Here is a 17561-nt window from a genome sequence, read left to right as displayed (position 1 = left end):
CTGGAATGCATTTCCCTGTGGGAGCGAGCCTGCTCGCGAAGCTTTTGCTGTTCAGGCGCCGAAGGCGTCTTTCAGAAAGCCCGGGGCGATGTAGCGCTGATAATGCGCTTCCGACAGCAGGAAGAATTCCCGATCAATGGCATCGCGCAGTTCCGGCAGGTTCCAGTCGCGGAACTCCGGCAGCAATACCATCCCGTACGCCTCAAGATTAATGATCACCCGCGCGCCCCGGGCAATCAGCTGATAGGCCCAGCAATATTCCGACTGATGCGGTACGAAGCGGATCTTGCGCTGTTCGAGCTGCTCGCGCAGGCGCGCCGGATCGAAGATCTCGACTTTGCTTGCCATCACTTGTGACAGCAATTGCTCCAGACGCAGCCACACCGCACGCTTTTCCTCCTCGTTGTATCCGTTCCAATGGATCACTTCGTGGTGGAAACGCTTGCAGCCACGGCACACCAGGTCACCGTAAACGGTGGAGCAGAGGCCGACGCAGGGGGTCTTGATGGTCTGATTGGGCATAAATGGGCAGAACACTGAAACGCGGAACAGGCCGGCATGTTAGCCCTTTGTCGGGCATTGATCACCCCTCAAACAGCAAGGTCTCGCCCGCGTCGCAGGTTTACTCCGGCCGCGCTGATTGCCACGAAAGTCCAATAGAGCGCGACTTACCTTTAAATTTTTTTTGCCGTAGAATCAGCCAGCCTTTTAAGGCGCCAATGTCCGTTAGAAGCTGTTTTCAAAGCGTCACGAGCACAGTCGTTCCTTCAGAGCGGTGTTGGCGAAGGGTTTTTCCAGCGGGGAAAAGCCCAACGCCAACCCTCATCAGCTCCCCGTTCTGCAGGCGTAAAACTTTGAAAGCAGCTTCTGTAAGGAATTGCCGGTAATTCTGGCCGAACGACCCACAACGTCGTGAGGCGCATGAGTACGGCAATTTCGGGATGAGCGTCCCGGACACCCATTTGGGACCACTGATGAGGGTAATAACTGTGCTTGAAGCCTACCGCAAACATATCGAAGAGCGTGCAGCCCTGGGTATCGTTCCCCAGCCGCTTAACGCCGAACAAACAGCAGGCCTGATCGAGCTGCTGAAGAACCCTCCGGCTGGCGAAGAAGCTTTCCTCGTTGACCTGATCACCAATCGCGTACCACCTGGAGTGGACGAAGCCGCTTACGTCAAGGCCGGTTTCCTGTCTGCCCTGGCCAAGGGCGAAGCCACCTCCCCTCTGCTGGACAAGAAACGCGCTGTAGAACTGCTCGGCACCATGCAGGGCGGCTACAACATCGTCACCCTCGTTGAACTGCTGGACGACGCCGAGCTGGCGCCAGTCGCCGCCGAAGAACTCAAGCACACCCTGCTGATGTTCGATGCCTTCCACGACGTCGCGGAAAAAGCCAAGAACGGCAACGTTCACGCCAAGGCCGTGCTGCAATCCTGGGCTGACGGCGAGTGGTTCAAGAAGCGCCCGGTCCTGGCCGACAAGATCAGCCTGCGCGTATTCAAGGTCACCGGCGAAACCAACACCGACGACCTCTCTCCTGCGCCAGACGCCTGGTCGCGTCCTGACATCCCGCTGCACGCCCTGGCCATGCTGAAAATGGCCCGTGACGGCATCGTTCCGGACGAGCAAGGCAAGACCGGCCCGATGAAGCAGATCGAAGAAATGCGCGGCCAGGGCTTCCCGATCGCCTACGTCGGTGACGTGGTCGGTACCGGTTCGTCGCGTAAATCGGCGACCAACTCGGTGCTGTGGTTCTTCGGCGACGACATCCCGTACGTACCGAACAAGCGCGCTGGCGGTTTCTGCTTCGGCAGCAAGATCGCTCCGATCTTCTACAACACCATGGAAGATGCCGGCGCCCTGCCGATCGAGTTCGACGTGTCGAACATGAACATGGGCGACGTGATCGACCTGTACCCGCATGCCGGCAAAGTCTGCAAGCACGGTACCGACGAAGTCATCACCACTTTCGAAATGAAAACCCCGGTGCTGCTGGACGAAGTCCGTGCCGGCGGTCGTATCCCGCTGATCATCGGCCGTGGTCTGACCGAAAAGGCTCGCGCCGAACTGGGTCTGCCAGCGTTCGATCTGTTCAAGAAGCCTGAAGCTCCGGCTGAAAGCACCAAGGGCTTCACCCTGGCGCAGAAAATGGTCGGCAAGGCCTGCGGTCTGGCAGAAGGCCAGGGCGTGCGTCCTGGCACCTATTGCGAACCGAAGATGACCACCGTGGGTTCTCAGGACACCACCGGTCCGATGACCCGTGACGAACTGAAAGACCTGGCGTGCCTGGGCTTCTCCGCTGATCTGGTGATGCAGTCGTTCTGCCACACCGCGGCTTATCCAAAGCCGATCGACGTGACCACCCACCACACCCTGCCTGACTTCATCATGACCCGCGGCGGCGTTTCCCTGCGTCCGGGCGACGGCATCATCCACTCGTGGCTGAACCGCATGCTGCTGCCGGACACCGTCGGTACCGGTGGTGACTCGCACACCCGTTTCCCGATGGGCATCTCGTTCCCGGCCGGTTCCGGTCTGGTCGCGTTCGCCGCTGCCACTGGCGTCATGCCGCTGGACATGCCGGAATCGATCCTGGTGCGCTTCAAAGGCAAGATGAAACCTGGCATCACCCTGCGTGACCTGGTTCATGCCATTCCGTACTTCGCTATCCAGAACGGTCTGCTGACCGTCGAGAAGAAAGGCAAGAAAAACGCCTTCTCCGGCCGCATCCTGGAAATCGAAGGCCTGGAAGGTCTGACCCTGGAGCAGGCGTTCGAACTGTCCGACGCCTCGGCCGAACGTTCGGCTGCCGGTTGCACCATCAAGCTGTCGAAAGAGTCGATTACCGAGTACCTGCAGTCCAACATCACCCTGCTGCGCTGGATGATCGGCGAAGGCTACGGCGATGCGCGTACCCTGGAACGCCGCGCTCAAGCGATGGAAGCCTGGATCGCCAATCCTGAACTGATGGAAGCCGATGCCGACGCCGAATACGCCGAAGTCATCGAAATCGATCTGGCCGAGATCAACGAGCCTGTGCTCTGCGCGCCGAACGATCCGGACGACGCCCGTCTGCTGTCCAGCGTTGCTGGCGAGAAGATCGACGAAGTGTTCATCGGTTCGTGCATGACCAACATCGGTCACTTCCGCGCTGCCGGTAAACTGCTGGATCAGGTCAAGGGTCAGCTGCCAACCCGTCTGTGGCTGTCGCCGCCGACCAAGATGGACGCTCACCAACTGACCGAAGAAGGCTACTACGGCATCTACGGCAAGGCTGGCGCACGCATGGAAATGCCAGGCTGCTCGCTGTGCATGGGTAACCAGGCACGCGTTGAGCCGAACAGCACCGTGGTCTCGACGTCGACCCGTAACTTCCCGAACCGTCTGGGCGACGGCGCGAACGTCTACCTGGCCTCGGCCGAGCTGGCGTCCGTTGCTTCGATCCTGGGTCGCCTGCCGACCGTCGAGGAGTACATGGAATACGCTGGCAAGATCGACAGCATGGCGGCCGATGTCTACCGCTACCTGTCCTTCGACCAGATCGCCGAGTTCCGTGAAGCTGCTGCGAACGCCAAGATCCCGGTCGTTCAAGCCTAACGCTGCAAGGCAATAAAAAACGCCGCCCATCGTGAGATGAGCGGCGTTTTTTTTGATCGTTCCCACGCTCCACGTTGGAATGCAGCCCCGGACGCTCTGCGTCCCCAAGCGTGACGCAGAGCGTCACGAGAGGCATTCCCACGCAGAGCGTGGGAACGATCAGTCATCAGTGACAGGTCAGACAGCCAGCTTGTAAACCAGCGCCGAAATCGCCACTAGTCCCACCGCCATGACAAACACGTTCGACGCCTGACCGCGATAGCGCGCCATCGCTGGCACTTTGCGAATCGCGTACATCGGCATCAGGAACAGAATCGCCGCAATCACCGGCCCACCGACGGTTTCGATCATACCCAGGATGCTCGGATCAAGCGTCGCGACGATCCAGCAGATCACCAGCATGAACGCCGCCACGATGCGATCCAGCGCCTTGGCGCCCGGACGTCTGCCGCTCTTGACGATCAGACCCTTGAGGCCTTCGCTGGCCCCGATGTAATGACCGAGGAACGACTTGGAGATCGCCACAAACGCAATCAACGGCGCCGCAAACTCGATGGTCGGGTTGCTGAAGTGGTTGGCCAGGTACGACAGGATCGACAGATTCTGCTCTTTCGCCTCAGCCAGTTGCTCTGGCGACAGGGTCAGCACGCAACTGAATACGAAGAACAGCACCAAAATGACCATCAATGCATGAGCGCGCGCGAGGATCTGTGAGCTGCGCTCGTCGGCGTGCACACCGTAACGACGCTTCTGGTCCATCGCGAACGCCGAGATGATCGGCGAATGGTTGAACGAGAACACCATCACCGTAATCGCCAGCCACAGCGTGTGCAGCAGCGCTGACGGCGCCGGCACTTGCGACGCGGTGGCGAGGATGCCGCCGTTCCAGTGCGGAATCAGGTACACGGCAAGGAACAGCAGCGCAACGATGAACGGATAGACCATCAGGCTCATGGCCTTGACGATCGCTTGCTCACCGCAACGCACCACGGCCAGCAGGCCGAGAATCAGCACGAACGACAGCAACGCGCGCGGCGGCGGCGTGATGTGCAGTTGGTGTTCGAGGAAGCTGGCGACCGTGTTGGTCAGGCCGACGCTGTAGATCAGCAGGATCGGGAAGATGGCAAAGAAGTACAGCAGCGTGATCAAGGCACCGGCCTTGATACCGAAATGCTGCTCGACCACTTCGGTGATATCGGCGCCTTCGCGACCGGACAGCACAAAACGGGTCAGGCCACGGTGCGCGTAAAACGTCATCGGAAATGCCAGCAGCGCGAGGATCACCAGCGGCCAGAAGCCACCCAATCCTGCGTTGATCGGCAAAAACAGGGTGCCGGCGCCAATGGCCGTCCCAAACAGTCCCAGCATCCAGGTGGTGTCCTGGCGATTCCAGCTCGAAAGTTCAGCGGGTGCTGCTGCGTCGAAGCGCTTTTCGAGGCTATTGGCCTGATCATTCATCCGGTCGGATCTCCGCTTTCCGGTCACTTGCCACTCGGTCAGGACGCGTCGGAAAAAACCGACAGACATGCTCCGGCCGAAACAGGGGCGCGATTCTCCGTGATAAATCAATGCAAGCAAAGACTTAGCTGAGGAATGGTTGTGCGGAGCAGATCCAAGGATGGTCGTTTATGGAAAAAACAAGGTCGTTTATGGATACGTCAGATGCCGCAAACGGATACGTTTTGCACCCACCCATGCGTCATCGAATGCGCCTAGAGCGATATGCCGAGCATGAAACCCAATAAAACGCAGTACAGCCCGAAGCCGAAGAGCAACCAGAGCTTGCCATTTTCGCGCTTGTCTCTGTTGCGCACCGCTTCGTCATATTCTGCGAACTCTCGCTCAATTTGCTCCAGTCGTGCCTTACGGTCATATGTGCTCATACTGATTAACCTTTGAATAATGCGCCTGACGGTCGTGAAGCATGAAGACTCACAACTTGAAGAAAAACCCTGCCACTGCGGTGATTGCAGTCAAGACTCCACCAAACACTGCAATTGGATAGAGCTTCGTCTCCCTTGATAACTTTTTCTCTTCAGCCTGAAGCTTTTTCCATTCAGCCACGAGTTTCCTTGATTCGTTTTCCAGCCTGTCGAGCTCCAGATTTTCGCGATCGTTATGGAACATTTGCCCTCCTTGGCTGCTGGCGGATCGGTGCCAGCATTTGCATGCACATCGACGGCTATCGTCATGCCCTTATCATCAAACTGTTCCATTCACGCTGACCAGCAGACGCATCTGCCATTCCCGTAGGCAAAATCCGCGAGTCACGTAAGCCGCCTCATACACGGAATTTGCGATATTCCAGACCAATTACCTGCCAGAACCCTGCCCTTGATCTAGCGTGTGAGAAGCCATAACCCAAGGAGCCTCCCATGCCACTGGTCCGCGTCGACATCCAGCAAAATCCCGATCCCACTTTCGCCAGGCGCATCGGCGCACAGATCTACGCCGCCCTGCGCAGCTGTATCGATGTCCCCGAACACGACAACTTCCAGATTCTCAATGAGCACGATGGTCAGCACTTCGTGTACGACCCTCAATACCTCGGCATCCAGCGCAGCGACGGCGTGGTGTTCATCCAGATCACCATCAGCGAAGGGCGCAGCGTGGAAAAGAAACAATTGCTGTTCAAAACCATTGCCGAGCGACTGCATGCGCAACTGGGCATTCGCCTGGAGGATGTGTTCATCAATCTGCTGGAGGTGAAGAAAGAGAACTGGTCGTTCGGTAATGGTGTTGCGCAATACGTCAGCTGATGGGTCGTGCGCCATGCCTGCGTACTTGCTTGTTCCACGAACCCGTCCAGAATCAAAGCACCACTGCGTGAATGCAACGATTGCCAAGCCGCTGCGGATTCAGCACTCTGAGTCGACTTTCGCGACCCACCCGCCGCCAATCACAGGAGCCGCGCAATGCCCGCAACCGTTCTGGTACTGGTTGAAACGATCAATGACTATCTGCCGATTCTCGAGCATCAGGGTTTCCACCTGATTCTTGCACCAACGCCAGCCGAACGCGCGCAAGCCATCGCCACTCATGGTAGTCGCATCGATGCCGTGCTTACTCGCGGCCCACTGGGCCTGACTGCGCAAGAGATCAGCGCCCTGCCCGCCCTGAAAATCATCACGGTGATCGGTGCAGGTTATGAACAGGTCGACCTGCAAGCGGCCAGCGACCGAGGGATCACCGTCACCAATGGCGCCGGAGTCAACGCCTCGTCGGTGGCCGATCATGCGATGGCATTGCTGCTGGCATTGGTCCGCGACATCCCGCGCTGCGATGCCGCCGTGCGCCGCGGTGAATGGCCAAAAATCATGCGCCCGTCGCTGGCCGGCAAGCGTCTGGGCATCCTCGGACTGGGCGCGGTGGGCATGGCGATTGCCAAGCGTGCGGAGCTGGGTTTCGACATGCAGATCAGCTACCACAACCGCCAGGTGCGCAGCGACGTCGCTTATGCGTTCTGCTCAACACCGACCGATCTGGCGCGAGCCTCGGACTTTCTGGTCGTTGCCACGCCCGGTGGCATTGCTACTCAACATCTGGTCACGCGAGCCGTGCTCGATGCCCTCGGCCCCAAGGGTTTTATCGTCAACATCGCCCGCGCCAGTGTTATCGCTACGGCAGACCTGATCACCGCACTCGAGCAACGTCGTATAGCCGGCGCAGCGCTGGACGTGTTCGATCACGAACCGGAAGTGCCTGATGCCCTGAAACACCTCAGCAACGTTGTGCTGACTCCCCACGTCGCCGGGCTCTCCCCCGAAGCCACCCAAGGCACCGTTGAACTGGTGGGGAAGAACCTGATGGCGTTTTTCTCCGGGCAACCGGTGCTGACGCCTGTCGCCCTGCCGCCAAAACTGAGTAACCAGCGCGTGCATTAAGGCGCGCAGGATCCTCGGTCTGCGCCGCTGCTCGCCCCATTCTCAAAGTTGATTATCCAGCAACACGCTAACCTATAAGACCGACCCGCGCTTGTGAGCACCCGAGCGCGCCATTAGATTAGCCAATGATGTCTGGCCTCCAAAATAAGCAGAAGGGATAAGCATGGCGCTTACTGACCAGTCCACCCGGATCCGCGCGGGCGAAGAACTCGATGCCAGCCTGATCGATCCGTACCTCAAGGCGCACATTCCCGGCCTGACCGGCACTCCGCAGATCAGCCAGTTTCCCGGCGGCGCGTCGAACCTGACCTACCTGCTGGAATATCCGGAGCAGGAATTCGTTCTGCGCCGCCCGCCGTTTGGCCACAAAGCCAAATCCGCCCACGACATGGGCCGTGAATTCCGCATTCTCAACCAACTGCGCGACGGCTTTCCGTATTGCCCGAAGGCCTACGTGCATTGCACCGACGAAGCCGTTATCGGCGCCGAGTTCTATGTGATGGAACGGGTCAAGGGCATCATCCTGCGCGCTGAACTGCCGCCGGAACTGGGCCTTGATTCGGCGAAAACCGAAGCGCTGTGCAAAAGCTTCATCGACCGGTTCGTCGAACTGCACCGGGTCGATTACAACGCCTGCGGCCTCGGCGATCTAGGCAAGCCCGAAGGCTACGTCGCGCGGCAGATCAAGGGCTGGAGCGAGCGCTACGAAAAAGCCCTGACCCCGGACGCGCCGCACTGGGAAGCAGTCAAAGCCTGGCTCAACGACAAGATGCCGGCCGACCACCCGACCTCAAGCATCGTCCACAACGACTATCGCTTCGACAACGTCATCCTCGACCCGGCCAATCCGATGCAGATCATCGGCGTGCTCGACTGGGAACTGACCACCCTCGGCGACCCGCTGATGGACCTGGGCAACACCCTCGCCTACTGGATCGAAGCCGGCGACCCGGCACCGGTGCAACTGATGCGTCGCCAGCCGAGCCACGCACCGGGCATGCTGACCCGCCGCGAATTCGTCGACTACTACGCCGAGCGCTCGGGCATCCGCATCGACAATTTCGACTTCTACTACACCTACGGCCTGTTCCGCCTGGCCGGCATCGTGCAGCAGATCTACTACCGCTTCTACCATGGCCAGACGCAGGACAAACGCTTCGCGCAGTTCATTCACATGAACAAACTGCTGGAGCAGATGAGCCTGCAGGTCATCCAGAAATCCAGCCTCTGATCCGGGCCAATAACAAGACTTCCAACAAGGGAAACCCATGTCCAAGACTCAGTTGTTCGACCTCGACGGCAAAATCGCTTTCGTCTCCGGTGCCAGCCGTGGCATCGGTGAAGCCATCGCCAAACTGCTGGCCCAGCAAGGCGCCCATGTGATCGTCTCGAGCCGCAAGCTCGAAGGCTGCCAACACGTCGCCGACGCCATCACCGCCGCCGGCGGCAAGGCAACAGCCGTGGCCTGCCACATCGGTGAGATGGAGCAGATCAGCCAGGTCTTCGCCGGGATCAAGGAACAATTCGGGCGCCTCGACATCCTGGTCAACAACGCCGCGACCAACCCGCAATTCTGCAACGTGCTCGACACCGATCTCGGTGCGTTCCAGAAGACCGTCGATGTGAACATTCGCGGCTACTTCTTCATGTCGGTCGAAGCCGGCAAGCTGATGCGCGAAAACGGTGGCGGCAGCATCATCAACGTCGCGTCGATCAACGGCATCTCGCCGGGCATCTTCCAAGGCATCTATTCGGTAACCAAAGCGGCGGTCATCAACATGACCAAAGTCTTCGCCAAGGAATGCGCGCAATTCGGCATCCGCTGCAACGCCCTGCTCCCCGGCCTGACCGACACCAAATTCGCCTCGGCGCTGGTCAAGAACGACGCGATTCTGAAACAGGCACTGACGCAGATCCCGCTCAAACGCGTAGCCGATCCAAGCGAAATGGCCGGCGCGGTGTTGTACCTTGCCAGCGATGCGTCGAGCTACACCACTGGTGTGGCGCTGAATGTGGATGGCGGATTCCTGTCCTGATTTCCAGGGCAGATACCTGACCCTTGTGGGAGCGGGCCTGCTCGCGAAAGCGTTGGGTCAGTCAGCTATGTTTTGACTGATACCACGCATTCGCGAGCAGGCTCGCTCCCACAGGGTTACTGCTGGGTTTCAGGCTTCGTGCAATCGAGGAATCGCGAATCTTATTGGGTTATGCAACGGGTAGTGGTGATGTGGCGCGTTACTTGCCCATCGACATACATATCCCCGGCAACCTCAGTATTCTCCAACACCTCACACCTACGTTCCGGCGGTGGCGGCGGCGCGACAGGCGCAGGCGGTGGAGGACTGGAACAACCGGCCAACAACACTGCAAGAAAAGCCAACGGCAATACGCGTTTCCCAAGATTATTCATAGGACGACCCGCGGTAAAGAGAGACAAACTCCCGCAACCCAACCGGCCGCGGAAGACCTGACCACTCATTCTTTATAGCTGAGCGCCTTGTTAGCGCCAGTGGATTGGGGAGATTGGCTGGGATTGGCTGTCGGTTTTGCGGGGATTTTCCGGCAGAGGGCTGGATTGAGATCATCGTTGCCGGCGAGGGCCTCATCGCGAGCAGGCTCGCTCCCACAGAAAAGCAAAATCAAATAAGCAAGCCACCCCACCACCCAACACGATGAGCGTTAGCTCGAGTACCGCTTTTGATCTTGATTCACAGGCGACGTCGGAAGGCTGAGTGGAGGGATTGATCCGGGCGTGGGAGCGCAGCGACCGTACGACGCAGTCGTACACAGCGGAAGGAGGTGCAGCGAAGCAAACCGTAGCCGCTGCGCCCGGATCAGTCCCGGAGCGAAGGAACCCGAGCCTGCGAGGGCCGAACGCAGGAGCAAGCCTTTTCGGTTACCTTTTCGGCGTTTGGAAAAGGTGACTCGCCGTAAGGGCGAAACCGCCAGCCGCAACACCCGCAGAAACGGATATACACCCAACCCCCCAGAGCATGGCCGGCCCAAAGGCCGCCAAGACCAAAGCGCGCTTAAGCCAAATCCGGATCCCGCGAAGAACGCAAGGAATTGCTCTCAAGCTCATACCGCAACTCATCCACCAACGCCTCGACCGCCCCAGGCGTACGCAGCGAAGCCAGATCCAGCCCGCTGATCACCAGATCCACCTGCCCCGAATCCCGGTGATACAACTTGACCGTCAGCGAATGATCACCATCCACCGAACACTCACAAGCCAGCGGCGCAAAACTGTGCTCGAGCCGAGCGCGCAACTGCGCAAGATTCATCATTGACGTTGTTCCTATGACTGTTTCAAAAGGGGCACGATCGCAAACCCGAAATGGTCTACACCGCACCCCACCAGCCTAAGAACACAACGCCTTGGCCAATACATGAATTTGCACCCTTGTAACTAGTGCATTTGCACCCCTCAACGCTGGCCCTTGGTGCCCCACTCTCCCGAAAACAAACCGCGCTCCCGAGCCCAGACGATCGCCTCGCTGCGGCTATGCACATCGATTTTCGAGTACACAGTGGCAACATGATTGCGCACGGTATTGGGCGCCAGTTTCAACCGCGCGGCGATCTCCTTGTCCGCCAGTCCTTCACAGATCAAGCCCAGCACATCGCGCTCACGGGCCGTCAGGTCAGTGAACGAGGCACTGGGCAGCTGCGGCGAGTTGATCTTCTTCACGTTGGCCAGCTTCTCGATCAGCGTCCGGCTGAACCACGACGCATCCTTCATCACCTCTTCAATCGCCGCGACCAGCTCAAGCTCCGTGCGCTTGCGCTCGGTCATGTCCATCAGCACCAGCAAATAGCAGGACGTGTCGTGAATGTTCACCGTGTCGGCCGAGACCGCACACTCCAGCAACTCCTCGTCCTTCTTGCGCACCGGCACGTCGACCCGATCGACCCGACCGTTCTTCGCCAACGCCGACAATAACCGGGTGCGCGCGCCGTCATCGTGGATGAAGCTCAATTGCGTCACGGTTTTCCCGAGTACGTCATCGCTGTCATAGGCCAGGGTATCGAGGAATGCCTGGTTGACGTCGATGACCTCCTGCTTTTCAGCGGTGCAGATCAGAATCGGCACCGGAGTCAGACGAAAAGCCTTGGCAAAGCGCTCCTCGCTCTGACGCAAGGCCACTTCGACCCGGCGCCGGGGCTCCATGTCGACGAAAGAGAACAGCATGCAATTCTCGTCATTGAGCAGCAGCGGCTGACCGGCAACGATCACCTGTTTACTGCCACCGTCGGGGAGGCGCAGTTCTGCCTGCATCTGCGGAATGGTCGCGACATCGCGCAAGCGCTGAACGGCCAGATCGCGCTGATCGGCCTGTTCGAAAATATCGATTTCATACGCCGAGGTGCCGATCACCTGATCGCGGGTATAGCCGGTCATTTCCAGAAAGCCCGGGTTGACCTTGATGTAGCGCAAATCGCTGAGACGACAGATCACTGCCGGCGCGGGGTTGGCGTTGAAGGTTTTTTCGAAGCGCAGCTCGGCGTTGGCCCAGTCGGTAACGTCGCTCATGATCAGCACCAGCGACTCGGGCTGGCCGACGCGGTCGGTCAGCACCATGCTGCGCACGCTGTGCACCCAGACCCGCTCCGGGTCGTCCACAGACGAGACTTCGATCAGCACATCATTGAACGCCTCGCAGCGGGCGACGCGGCTGATCGGGTAGTTGTCCGGCGGCAAGACATGATTGTTGCGATAGCGCAGCGTGAAGCGTTTGGCGTACTCGTCGGCGTTGCTGCCCAGATCACCGATGGTGCTGACACCGTGCATGGTCAGCGCCGCTTCGTTGGCCCAGAGAATGCTTTTGTCGAGTTCCAGCAGAATCACCCCGTCCGACAGCCCGGCGATGATCTGCTGCAACTGGCGACGGTTGGTTTCGGTGGTCAGGACTTCCTGGCTCATTGGATCTCCACACTGTGATGCGGCTAGGTGAAGAGTACGACCGCAGCGGTTCGGGATCGTGCCGCGGCCTCAAAATCGCCAGAAATCCCCTGTGGGTGTGTTTACCTTAGGCGGCACGCTCGCTGTCCGCCACCATCGCCGAAGCCGCGAGCATCGCCCTTAGCAACACCGCGCACCCCGCCGCGAGATCATCCGGTGCGGCATTCTCTATTTCGTTATGGCTGATCCCACCCTCGCATGGCACAAAAATCATTCCCGCCGGGCCTAACTCGGCGAGGAAGATCGCGTCATGCCCGGCGCCACTGACAATGTCCATGTGCGACAGACCCAGCCCTTTCGCGGCGCCGCGCACCGCCTCCACACAGCCCTTTTCGAAGTACAGCGGCGGGAAGTCGGCGGTCGGGGTCAGTTCATAGGTGAGGCCGTGCTCTTCGCAGGTCGCATCGATGACTTGTTTCACTTCGGCAATCATCGAATCCAGCCGCGCCGGCTCCAGATGCCGGAAGTCGAGGGTCATGCGCACTTCGCCGGGGATCACGTTGCGCGAGCCGGGATAGGCTTGCAGGCAGCCGACCGTGCCGCAGGCGTGGGGCTGATGGCCGAGGGCGGCGCGGTTGACGGCGCCGACGATCACCGAAGCCCCGACCAAGGCGTCCTTGCGCAGGTGCATCGGCGTCGGGCCGGCGTGGGCTTCGACGCCGCGCAATTTCAGGTCGAACCACTTCTGCCCGAGCGCGCCGAGTACCACGCCGATGGTTTTCTCCTCATCTTCAAGGATCGGGCCTTGCTCGATGTGCGCTTCGAAATAGGCGCCGACTGCATGCCCGCTGACCTGGCGCGGACCGGCATAGCCGATCGCATTCAGTGCTTCACCGACCGTGACGCCGTCGGCATCGACCTTGGCGAGGGTTTCATCGAGGGTGAATTTCTCGGCGAAGACTCCGGAGCCCATCATGCACGGGGCGAAGCGTGAGCCCTCTTCGTTGGTCCAGACCACCACTTCCAGCGGCGCTTCGGTTTCCACGCCGAGGTCGTTGAGGGTGCGCAGCACTTCGACGCCGGCGAGCACGCCGAAGCAGCCGTCGAACTTGCCGCCGGTGGGCTGGGTGTCGATGTGGCTGCCGGTCATCACGGGTGGCAGGTTCGGGTTGCGCCCGGCGCGGCGGGCGAAAATGTTGCCGACGGCATCGACCGTGACGCTGCAACCGGCGTCCTTGCACCACTGCACGAACAGGTCGCGGGCCTGGCGGTCGAGGTCGGTCAGGGCCAGGCGACAGACGCCGCCCTTGATCGTGGCGCCGAGTCTGGCCAGTTCCATGAGCGAGGCCCAGAGGCGATCGCGGTTGATGTGCTGATGGGTGGACTTCAGAACGTCTACGGCTGCGTTCATGGGGATCTCCTCAATGCTGATGCCGATAGTGCCCATGCTCTGCGTGGGCATTCATCCATGGACGCTCTGCGTCCGCTGTTGGGACGCGGAGCGTCCCGGGCTGCATTCCCACGCAGAGCGTGGGAACGATCATGTGTTACACCGCGGTTTTCACGGCAGAAGGCTGCGCCCGCATCACGCACAACCCGTAATAAATAATCCCGCCCAGCGCCGAGCCGGTGAACCAGCCATAGCTGTAGAACCAGCTGAACGCGTCGCTGCCCAGCGACAGCAAGGTCAGCGCCACCGGCACGCCAAAGGCAAGAAAACCGGCCCAGTTCCACGCCGGATACACGTCATCGCGGTACAGCCCGGCGAGGTCCAGTCGCTGTTTCTTGATCAGGAAATAATCCACCACCATGATCCCGGCGATCGGCCCGAGCAGGCTTGAGTAGCCCAGCAGCCAGTTCGAATACACGGTTTCCAGGCTGATGTCGGAAACGATCAGGCCAAGCTTTTTCAGCAGTTCATGGCCCATCAGCACCAGCCCGACCAGACCGGTGAGCAACACCGCTTTGGTGCGGTTGATCACCTTCGGCGCGATGTTCTGGAAGTCATTGGTTGGCGAGACGATATTGGCGGCGGTGTTGGTCGACAGTGTGGCAACGATGATCAGCGCCATGGCCACCGCCACCCACACCGGGCTCTGGATATGGCCGATCAGCGTGACCGGGTCGGACACGGTGACGCCGACCAGTTTCACCGATGCAGCGGTCATCACCACGCCCAGTGCGGCGAACAGGAACATGGTCAGCGGCAGGCCGAAAATCTGTCCGAGGATCTGATCCTTCTGGCTCTTGGCGTAGCGACTGAAGTCGGGAATGTTCAGCGACAGCGTGGCCCAGAACCCGACCATTGCCGTCAGCCCTGCAGCGAAATAACTGACCACGCTGGCGCCTTCCGGACGCTTGGGCGGGATCGCCAGCAGCTCAGTCATCGACACATTGGGCATCGCCCACACCAGCAGGCCTATGCCCACCGCCACCAGCAGCGGCGCGGACAGGGTCTCCAGCCATTTGATCGACTCGGCGCCGCGAATCACCACCCACAGATTCAGCGCCCAGAACACCATGAAACCGATCACCTCGCCGGTGCCGCCGAGGGATTTCCAGCCCTCGAACACCGAGCCGAGAAACAGGTGAATCGCCAGTCCGCCGAACATGGTCTGAATGCCGAACCAGCCACACGCCACCAACGCGCGGATCAGGCACGGCACGTTGGAACCGAGAATGCCGAACGACGAGCGCAGCAGCACCGGAAACGGAATGCCGTACTTGGTGCCGGGGAAAGCATTGAGGGTCAGCGGAATCAACACGATGACGTTGGCAAACAGAATCGCCAGCAGCGCTTCGCCAACGCTCAAGCCGAAATAGGCGGTGAGCACGCCGCCGAGGGTGTAGGTCGGCACGCAAATCGACATCCCGACCCACAGCGCGGTGATGTGCCATTTGTTCCAGGTGCGTTCGCGCACCTTGGTCGGTGCCATGTCGTGGTTGTAGCGGGGACTGTCGAGGACATCACTGCCCGCTTCGAGCTCGTACAAGCCGTCGCGCTCGGTCACTTGTGATCTGGTCTGTTGCATGGCCGCTCCACTGTTCTTCTGATTATTTTTTGCTCATCAGGCGGCTGGCGCATACGGCGCCAACCGGACGATGGCCGGAGGAACTGACAACTTTCATGCACCGGCCATGGTGTCAGCGGCGGCATCAATAAACGTGCCGGGTCTGGCGCTGAACGCTTGGGCGGTGCACTGGATGCTTTGCAACTTTCTGATATTCATCAGTTTTAATTGAATATTCAATGAGTCCGGGAAAACTTGTCTGAACGCTCAGGCTAAACGTCGGGCAAGTTGTCCGAAGTGTCAGGACTCAAACTGGTGCACTGCATTTATTTTTGTCGGTGAACACGCAACCGCAGCACAACTTCAAGCGGCTGATTTCACATAGGAAATCTTGCTCATATTTCCATCCTGTCAAGTGCGTCAAAATGGTGAGCAGCCTCACCATTTTGGTGATTTTCATTGTTTATCCTTATTTATCAATAGGTTGAAAGAGCTATAAGCTTATAAAAAATATTCTTGATCATTCTTGAAATCGCGACTAGTTTCTATTCCTGACAGCGATGACAGGAATACGAACTGCGCCGCTGTACTTCAATAAAACATCTAGAACCGGCACAAGTCGGTCATGCCTGCGAGGAATCCGGAATGTCTCTGTTGATCCGTGGCGCCACCGTTGTTACCCATGATGAAAGTTACCGCGCCGACGTCTATTGCGCTGACGGCTTGATCAAAGCCATTGGTGAAAACCTCGACATTCCCGCCGGCGCAGAAATGCTCGACGGCAGTGGCCAGTACCTGATGCCCGGCGGCATCGATCCGCATACGCATATGCAACTGCCGTTCATGGGCACCGTTGCCAGCGAGGATTTTTACAGCGGCACCGCTGCCGGCCTGGCCGGCGGCACCACCTCGATTATCGATTTCGTGATTCCCAATCCGCAGCAATCGCTGATGGAAGCGTTTCATCAGTGGCGCGGCTGGGCGCAAAAGTCTGCGTCGGACTATGGCTTCCACGTCGCGATCACTTGGTGGAGCGAGCAGGTGCGCGAGGAAATGGCCGAGCTGGTCAGCCACCACGGCATCAACAGCTTCAAGCATTTCATGGCCTACAAGAACGCGATCATGGCCGCCGACGACACCCTGGTGGCGAGTTTCGAGCGCTGTCTGGAACTCGGTGCGGTGCCGACTGTGCACGCAGAAAATGGCGAGCTGGTCTATCACCTGCAACGCAAGTTGATGGCCCAGGGCATTACCGGGCCGGAAGCGCATCCGCTGTCGCGGCCTTCGCAGGTCGAAGGTGAAGCCGCGAGCCGGGCGATCCGCATTGCCGAAACCATCGGCACGCCGTTGTACCTGGTGCACGTTTCCACCAAGGAAGCTCTGGACGAAATCACCTATGCCCGCAGCAAGGGCCAGCCGGTTTACGGCGAGGTGCTGGCCGGGCACTTGCTGCTCGACGACAGCGTCTATCAACACCCGGACTGGCAGACCGCCGCCGGCTACGTGATGAGCCCGCCGTTCCGTCCGCGCGGCCATCAGGAGGCGCTGTGGCACGGGCTGCAGAACGGCAATCTGCACACCACCGCCACCGACCACTGCTGCTTCTGCGCCGAGCAGAAAGCCGCCGGCCGCGACGACTTCAGCAAGATCCCCAACGGCACCGCCGGTATCGAAGACCGTATGGCGGTGTTGTGGGATGAAGGCGTCAACTCCGGACGATTGTCGATGCAGGATTTCGTTGCGCTGACCTCCACCAACACAGCGAAGATTTTCAATCTCTATCCACGCAAAGGTGCGATCCGCGTGGGCGCCGATGCCGATCTGGTGCTGTGGGATCCGCAAGGCACTCGGACCATTTCCGCCAAGACCCACCATCAGCAGGTGGACTTCAACATCTTCGAAGGCAAGACCGTGCGCGGCGTGCCGAGCCACACTGTCAGCCAGGGCCGCGTGGTCTGGGCCGACGGCGACCTGCGCGCCGAACGCGGCGCCGGACGCTACATCGAACGGCCGGCCTACCCGGCGGTGTTTGATTTGTTGAGCAAGCGGGCGGAGTTGCATAAGCCGACTGCCGTTAAACGCTGACCCCTAGTGATCGTTCCCATGCTCTGCGTGGGAATGCAGCCCGGGACGCTCTGCGTCCCATTGGAACGCAGAGCGTCCC

15 protein-coding genes are annotated in these 17561 nt (G+C 59.6%); 6 read left to right on the top strand and 9 right to left on the bottom strand.

Annotated features, from left to right (window positions below; translation table 11 throughout):
• Nucleotides 1-51: 51 nt before the first annotated feature.
• Nucleotides 52-522 (bottom strand): DUF1289 domain-containing protein, encoded by a 471-nt coding sequence (locus F8N49_RS14545; protein ID WP_024013275.1) that lies wholly within the window; start codon nucleotides 520-522, stop codon nucleotides 52-54.
• Nucleotides 523-989: 467 nt separating this feature from the next.
• On the opposite strand from F8N49_RS14545, the gene acnB reads away from it, so the two are divergent.
• On the top strand, nucleotides 990-3599 hold the full coding sequence (gene acnB, locus F8N49_RS14540; RefSeq protein WP_024013276.1) for a bifunctional aconitate hydratase 2/2-methylisocitrate dehydratase: 2610 nt from the start codon (nucleotides 990-992) through the stop codon (nucleotides 3597-3599).
• Between the two features lie 177 nt (nucleotides 3600-3776).
• Here the strand turns inward: acnB and F8N49_RS14535 are convergent, their stop codons facing one another.
• From F8N49_RS14535 to F8N49_RS14530, 3 genes are all read right to left on the bottom strand, one after another.
• On the bottom strand, nucleotides 3777-5057 hold the full coding sequence (locus tag F8N49_RS14535; protein ID WP_151551810.1) for a serine/threonine transporter: 1281 nt from the start codon (nucleotides 5055-5057) through the stop codon (nucleotides 3777-3779).
• Nucleotides 5058-5311: 254 nt separating this feature from the next.
• Nucleotides 5312-5482 carry a hypothetical protein gene (locus F8N49_RS27920; protein ID WP_163032915.1) on the bottom strand — a complete coding sequence of 57 codons (171 nt, stop codon included), beginning with the start codon at nucleotides 5480-5482 and terminating at the stop codon, nucleotides 5312-5314.
• 49 nt (nucleotides 5483-5531) lie between these two features.
• The gene (locus F8N49_RS14530; RefSeq protein WP_056789207.1) at nucleotides 5532-5726 is read right to left on the bottom strand and encodes a hypothetical protein; all 195 of its coding nucleotides are present in this window, start codon (nucleotides 5724-5726) and stop codon (nucleotides 5532-5534) included.
• Between the two features lie 248 nt (nucleotides 5727-5974).
• On the opposite strand from F8N49_RS14530, the gene F8N49_RS14525 reads away from it, so the two are divergent.
• The 4 genes from F8N49_RS14525 to F8N49_RS14510 all read left to right on the top strand — a co-directional run bounded on the left by F8N49_RS14525 (nucleotide 5975) and on the right by F8N49_RS14510 (nucleotide 9519).
• Nucleotides 5975-6358 (top strand): tautomerase family protein, encoded by a 384-nt coding sequence (locus F8N49_RS14525; RefSeq protein WP_110645592.1) that lies wholly within the window; start codon nucleotides 5975-5977, stop codon nucleotides 6356-6358.
• Between the two features lie 156 nt (nucleotides 6359-6514).
• Complete coding sequence (locus tag F8N49_RS14520; protein WP_024013281.1) at nucleotides 6515-7483, top strand: 2-hydroxyacid dehydrogenase; 969 nt, start codon at nucleotides 6515-6517, stop codon at nucleotides 7481-7483.
• Between the two features lie 163 nt (nucleotides 7484-7646).
• Entirely contained in the window at nucleotides 7647-8714 is a 1068-nt protein-coding gene (locus F8N49_RS14515; protein ID WP_095180255.1) for a phosphotransferase family protein, read from the top strand.
• Nucleotides 8715-8751: 37 nt separating this feature from the next.
• Nucleotides 8752-9519: an SDR family oxidoreductase gene (locus tag F8N49_RS14510; protein WP_024013283.1), complete on the top strand. Its 768-nt coding sequence runs from the start codon at nucleotides 8752-8754 to the stop codon at nucleotides 9517-9519.
• A gap of 993 nt (nucleotides 9520-10512) precedes the next feature.
• Here F8N49_RS14510 and F8N49_RS14500 read toward each other — a convergent pair.
• From F8N49_RS14500 to F8N49_RS27915, 5 genes are all read right to left on the bottom strand, one after another.
• Complete coding sequence (locus F8N49_RS14500; protein WP_024013284.1) at nucleotides 10513-10770, bottom strand: DUF1652 domain-containing protein; 258 nt, start codon at nucleotides 10768-10770, stop codon at nucleotides 10513-10515.
• A gap of 140 nt (nucleotides 10771-10910) precedes the next feature.
• Nucleotides 10911-12407, bottom strand: coding sequence for a helix-turn-helix transcriptional regulator (locus tag F8N49_RS14495; RefSeq protein ID WP_071172794.1), 1497 nt, complete (start codon nucleotides 12405-12407; stop codon nucleotides 10911-10913).
• Between the two features lie 106 nt (nucleotides 12408-12513).
• The gene (locus F8N49_RS14490; RefSeq protein WP_151551808.1) at nucleotides 12514-13797 is read right to left on the bottom strand and encodes a Zn-dependent hydrolase; all 1284 of its coding nucleotides are present in this window, start codon (nucleotides 13795-13797) and stop codon (nucleotides 12514-12516) included.
• 136 nt (nucleotides 13798-13933) lie between these two features.
• The gene (locus F8N49_RS14485) at nucleotides 13934-15418 is read right to left on the bottom strand and encodes an NCS1 family nucleobase:cation symporter-1 (protein WP_024013288.1); all 1485 of its coding nucleotides are present in this window, start codon (nucleotides 15416-15418) and stop codon (nucleotides 13934-13936) included.
• 286 nt (nucleotides 15419-15704) lie between these two features.
• On the bottom strand, nucleotides 15705-15857 hold the full coding sequence (locus F8N49_RS27915; protein ID WP_178116988.1) for a hypothetical protein: 153 nt from the start codon (nucleotides 15855-15857) through the stop codon (nucleotides 15705-15707).
• Nucleotides 15858-16042: 185 nt separating this feature from the next.
• Between F8N49_RS27915 and hydA the strand changes: the two genes are divergently transcribed.
• Nucleotides 16043-17482, top strand: a complete 1440-nt coding sequence (hydA, locus tag F8N49_RS14480; protein ID WP_130929673.1) for a dihydropyrimidinase — start codon at nucleotides 16043-16045, stop codon at nucleotides 17480-17482.
• The last annotated feature ends 79 nt before the right edge of the window (nucleotides 17483-17561 follow it).

It is taken from the genome of Pseudomonas sp. GXM4 (genome assembly GCF_008923895.1).
Classification (GTDB): domain Bacteria; phylum Pseudomonadota; class Gammaproteobacteria; order Pseudomonadales; family Pseudomonadaceae; genus Aquipseudomonas; species Aquipseudomonas atacamensis.
Note: the sequence above shows the minus strand (reverse complement) of the source record. Positions and strands in the feature narration are given on the sequence as shown.

Coding starts and splice junctions, on each gene's coding strand:
- F8N49_RS14545 (WP_024013275.1), bottom strand. CDS start 522: ATGCCCAATCAGACCATCAAGACCCCCTGCGTCGGCCTCTGCTCCACC.
- F8N49_RS14535 (WP_151551810.1), bottom strand. CDS start 5,057: ATGAATGATCAGGCCAATAGCCTCGAAAAGCGCTTCGACGCAGCAGCA.
- F8N49_RS27920 (WP_163032915.1), bottom strand. CDS start 5,482: ATGAGCACATATGACCGTAAGGCACGACTGGAGCAAATTGAGCGAGAG.
- F8N49_RS14530 (WP_056789207.1), bottom strand. CDS start 5,726: ATGTTCCATAACGATCGCGAAAATCTGGAGCTCGACAGGCTGGAAAAC.
- F8N49_RS14525 (WP_110645592.1), top strand. CDS start 5,975: ATGCCACTGGTCCGCGTCGACATCCAGCAAAATCCCGATCCCACTTTC.
- F8N49_RS14520 (WP_024013281.1), top strand. CDS start 6,515: ATGCCCGCAACCGTTCTGGTACTGGTTGAAACGATCAATGACTATCTG.
- F8N49_RS14515 (WP_095180255.1), top strand. CDS start 7,647: ATGGCGCTTACTGACCAGTCCACCCGGATCCGCGCGGGCGAAGAACTC.
- F8N49_RS14510 (WP_024013283.1), top strand. CDS start 8,752: ATGTCCAAGACTCAGTTGTTCGACCTCGACGGCAAAATCGCTTTCGTC.
- F8N49_RS14500 (WP_024013284.1), bottom strand. CDS start 10,770: ATGATGAATCTTGCGCAGTTGCGCGCTCGGCTCGAGCACAGTTTTGCG.
- F8N49_RS14495 (WP_071172794.1), bottom strand. CDS start 12,407: ATGAGCCAGGAAGTCCTGACCACCGAAACCAACCGTCGCCAGTTGCAG.
- F8N49_RS14490 (WP_151551808.1), bottom strand. CDS start 13,797: ATGAACGCAGCCGTAGACGTTCTGAAGTCCACCCATCAGCACATCAAC.
- F8N49_RS14485 (WP_024013288.1), bottom strand. CDS start 15,418: ATGCAACAGACCAGATCACAAGTGACCGAGCGCGACGGCTTGTACGAG.
- F8N49_RS27915 (WP_178116988.1), bottom strand. CDS start 15,857: ATGAAAATCACCAAAATGGTGAGGCTGCTCACCATTTTGACGCACTTG.
- hydA (WP_130929673.1), top strand. CDS start 16,043: ATGTCTCTGTTGATCCGTGGCGCCACCGTTGTTACCCATGATGAAAGT.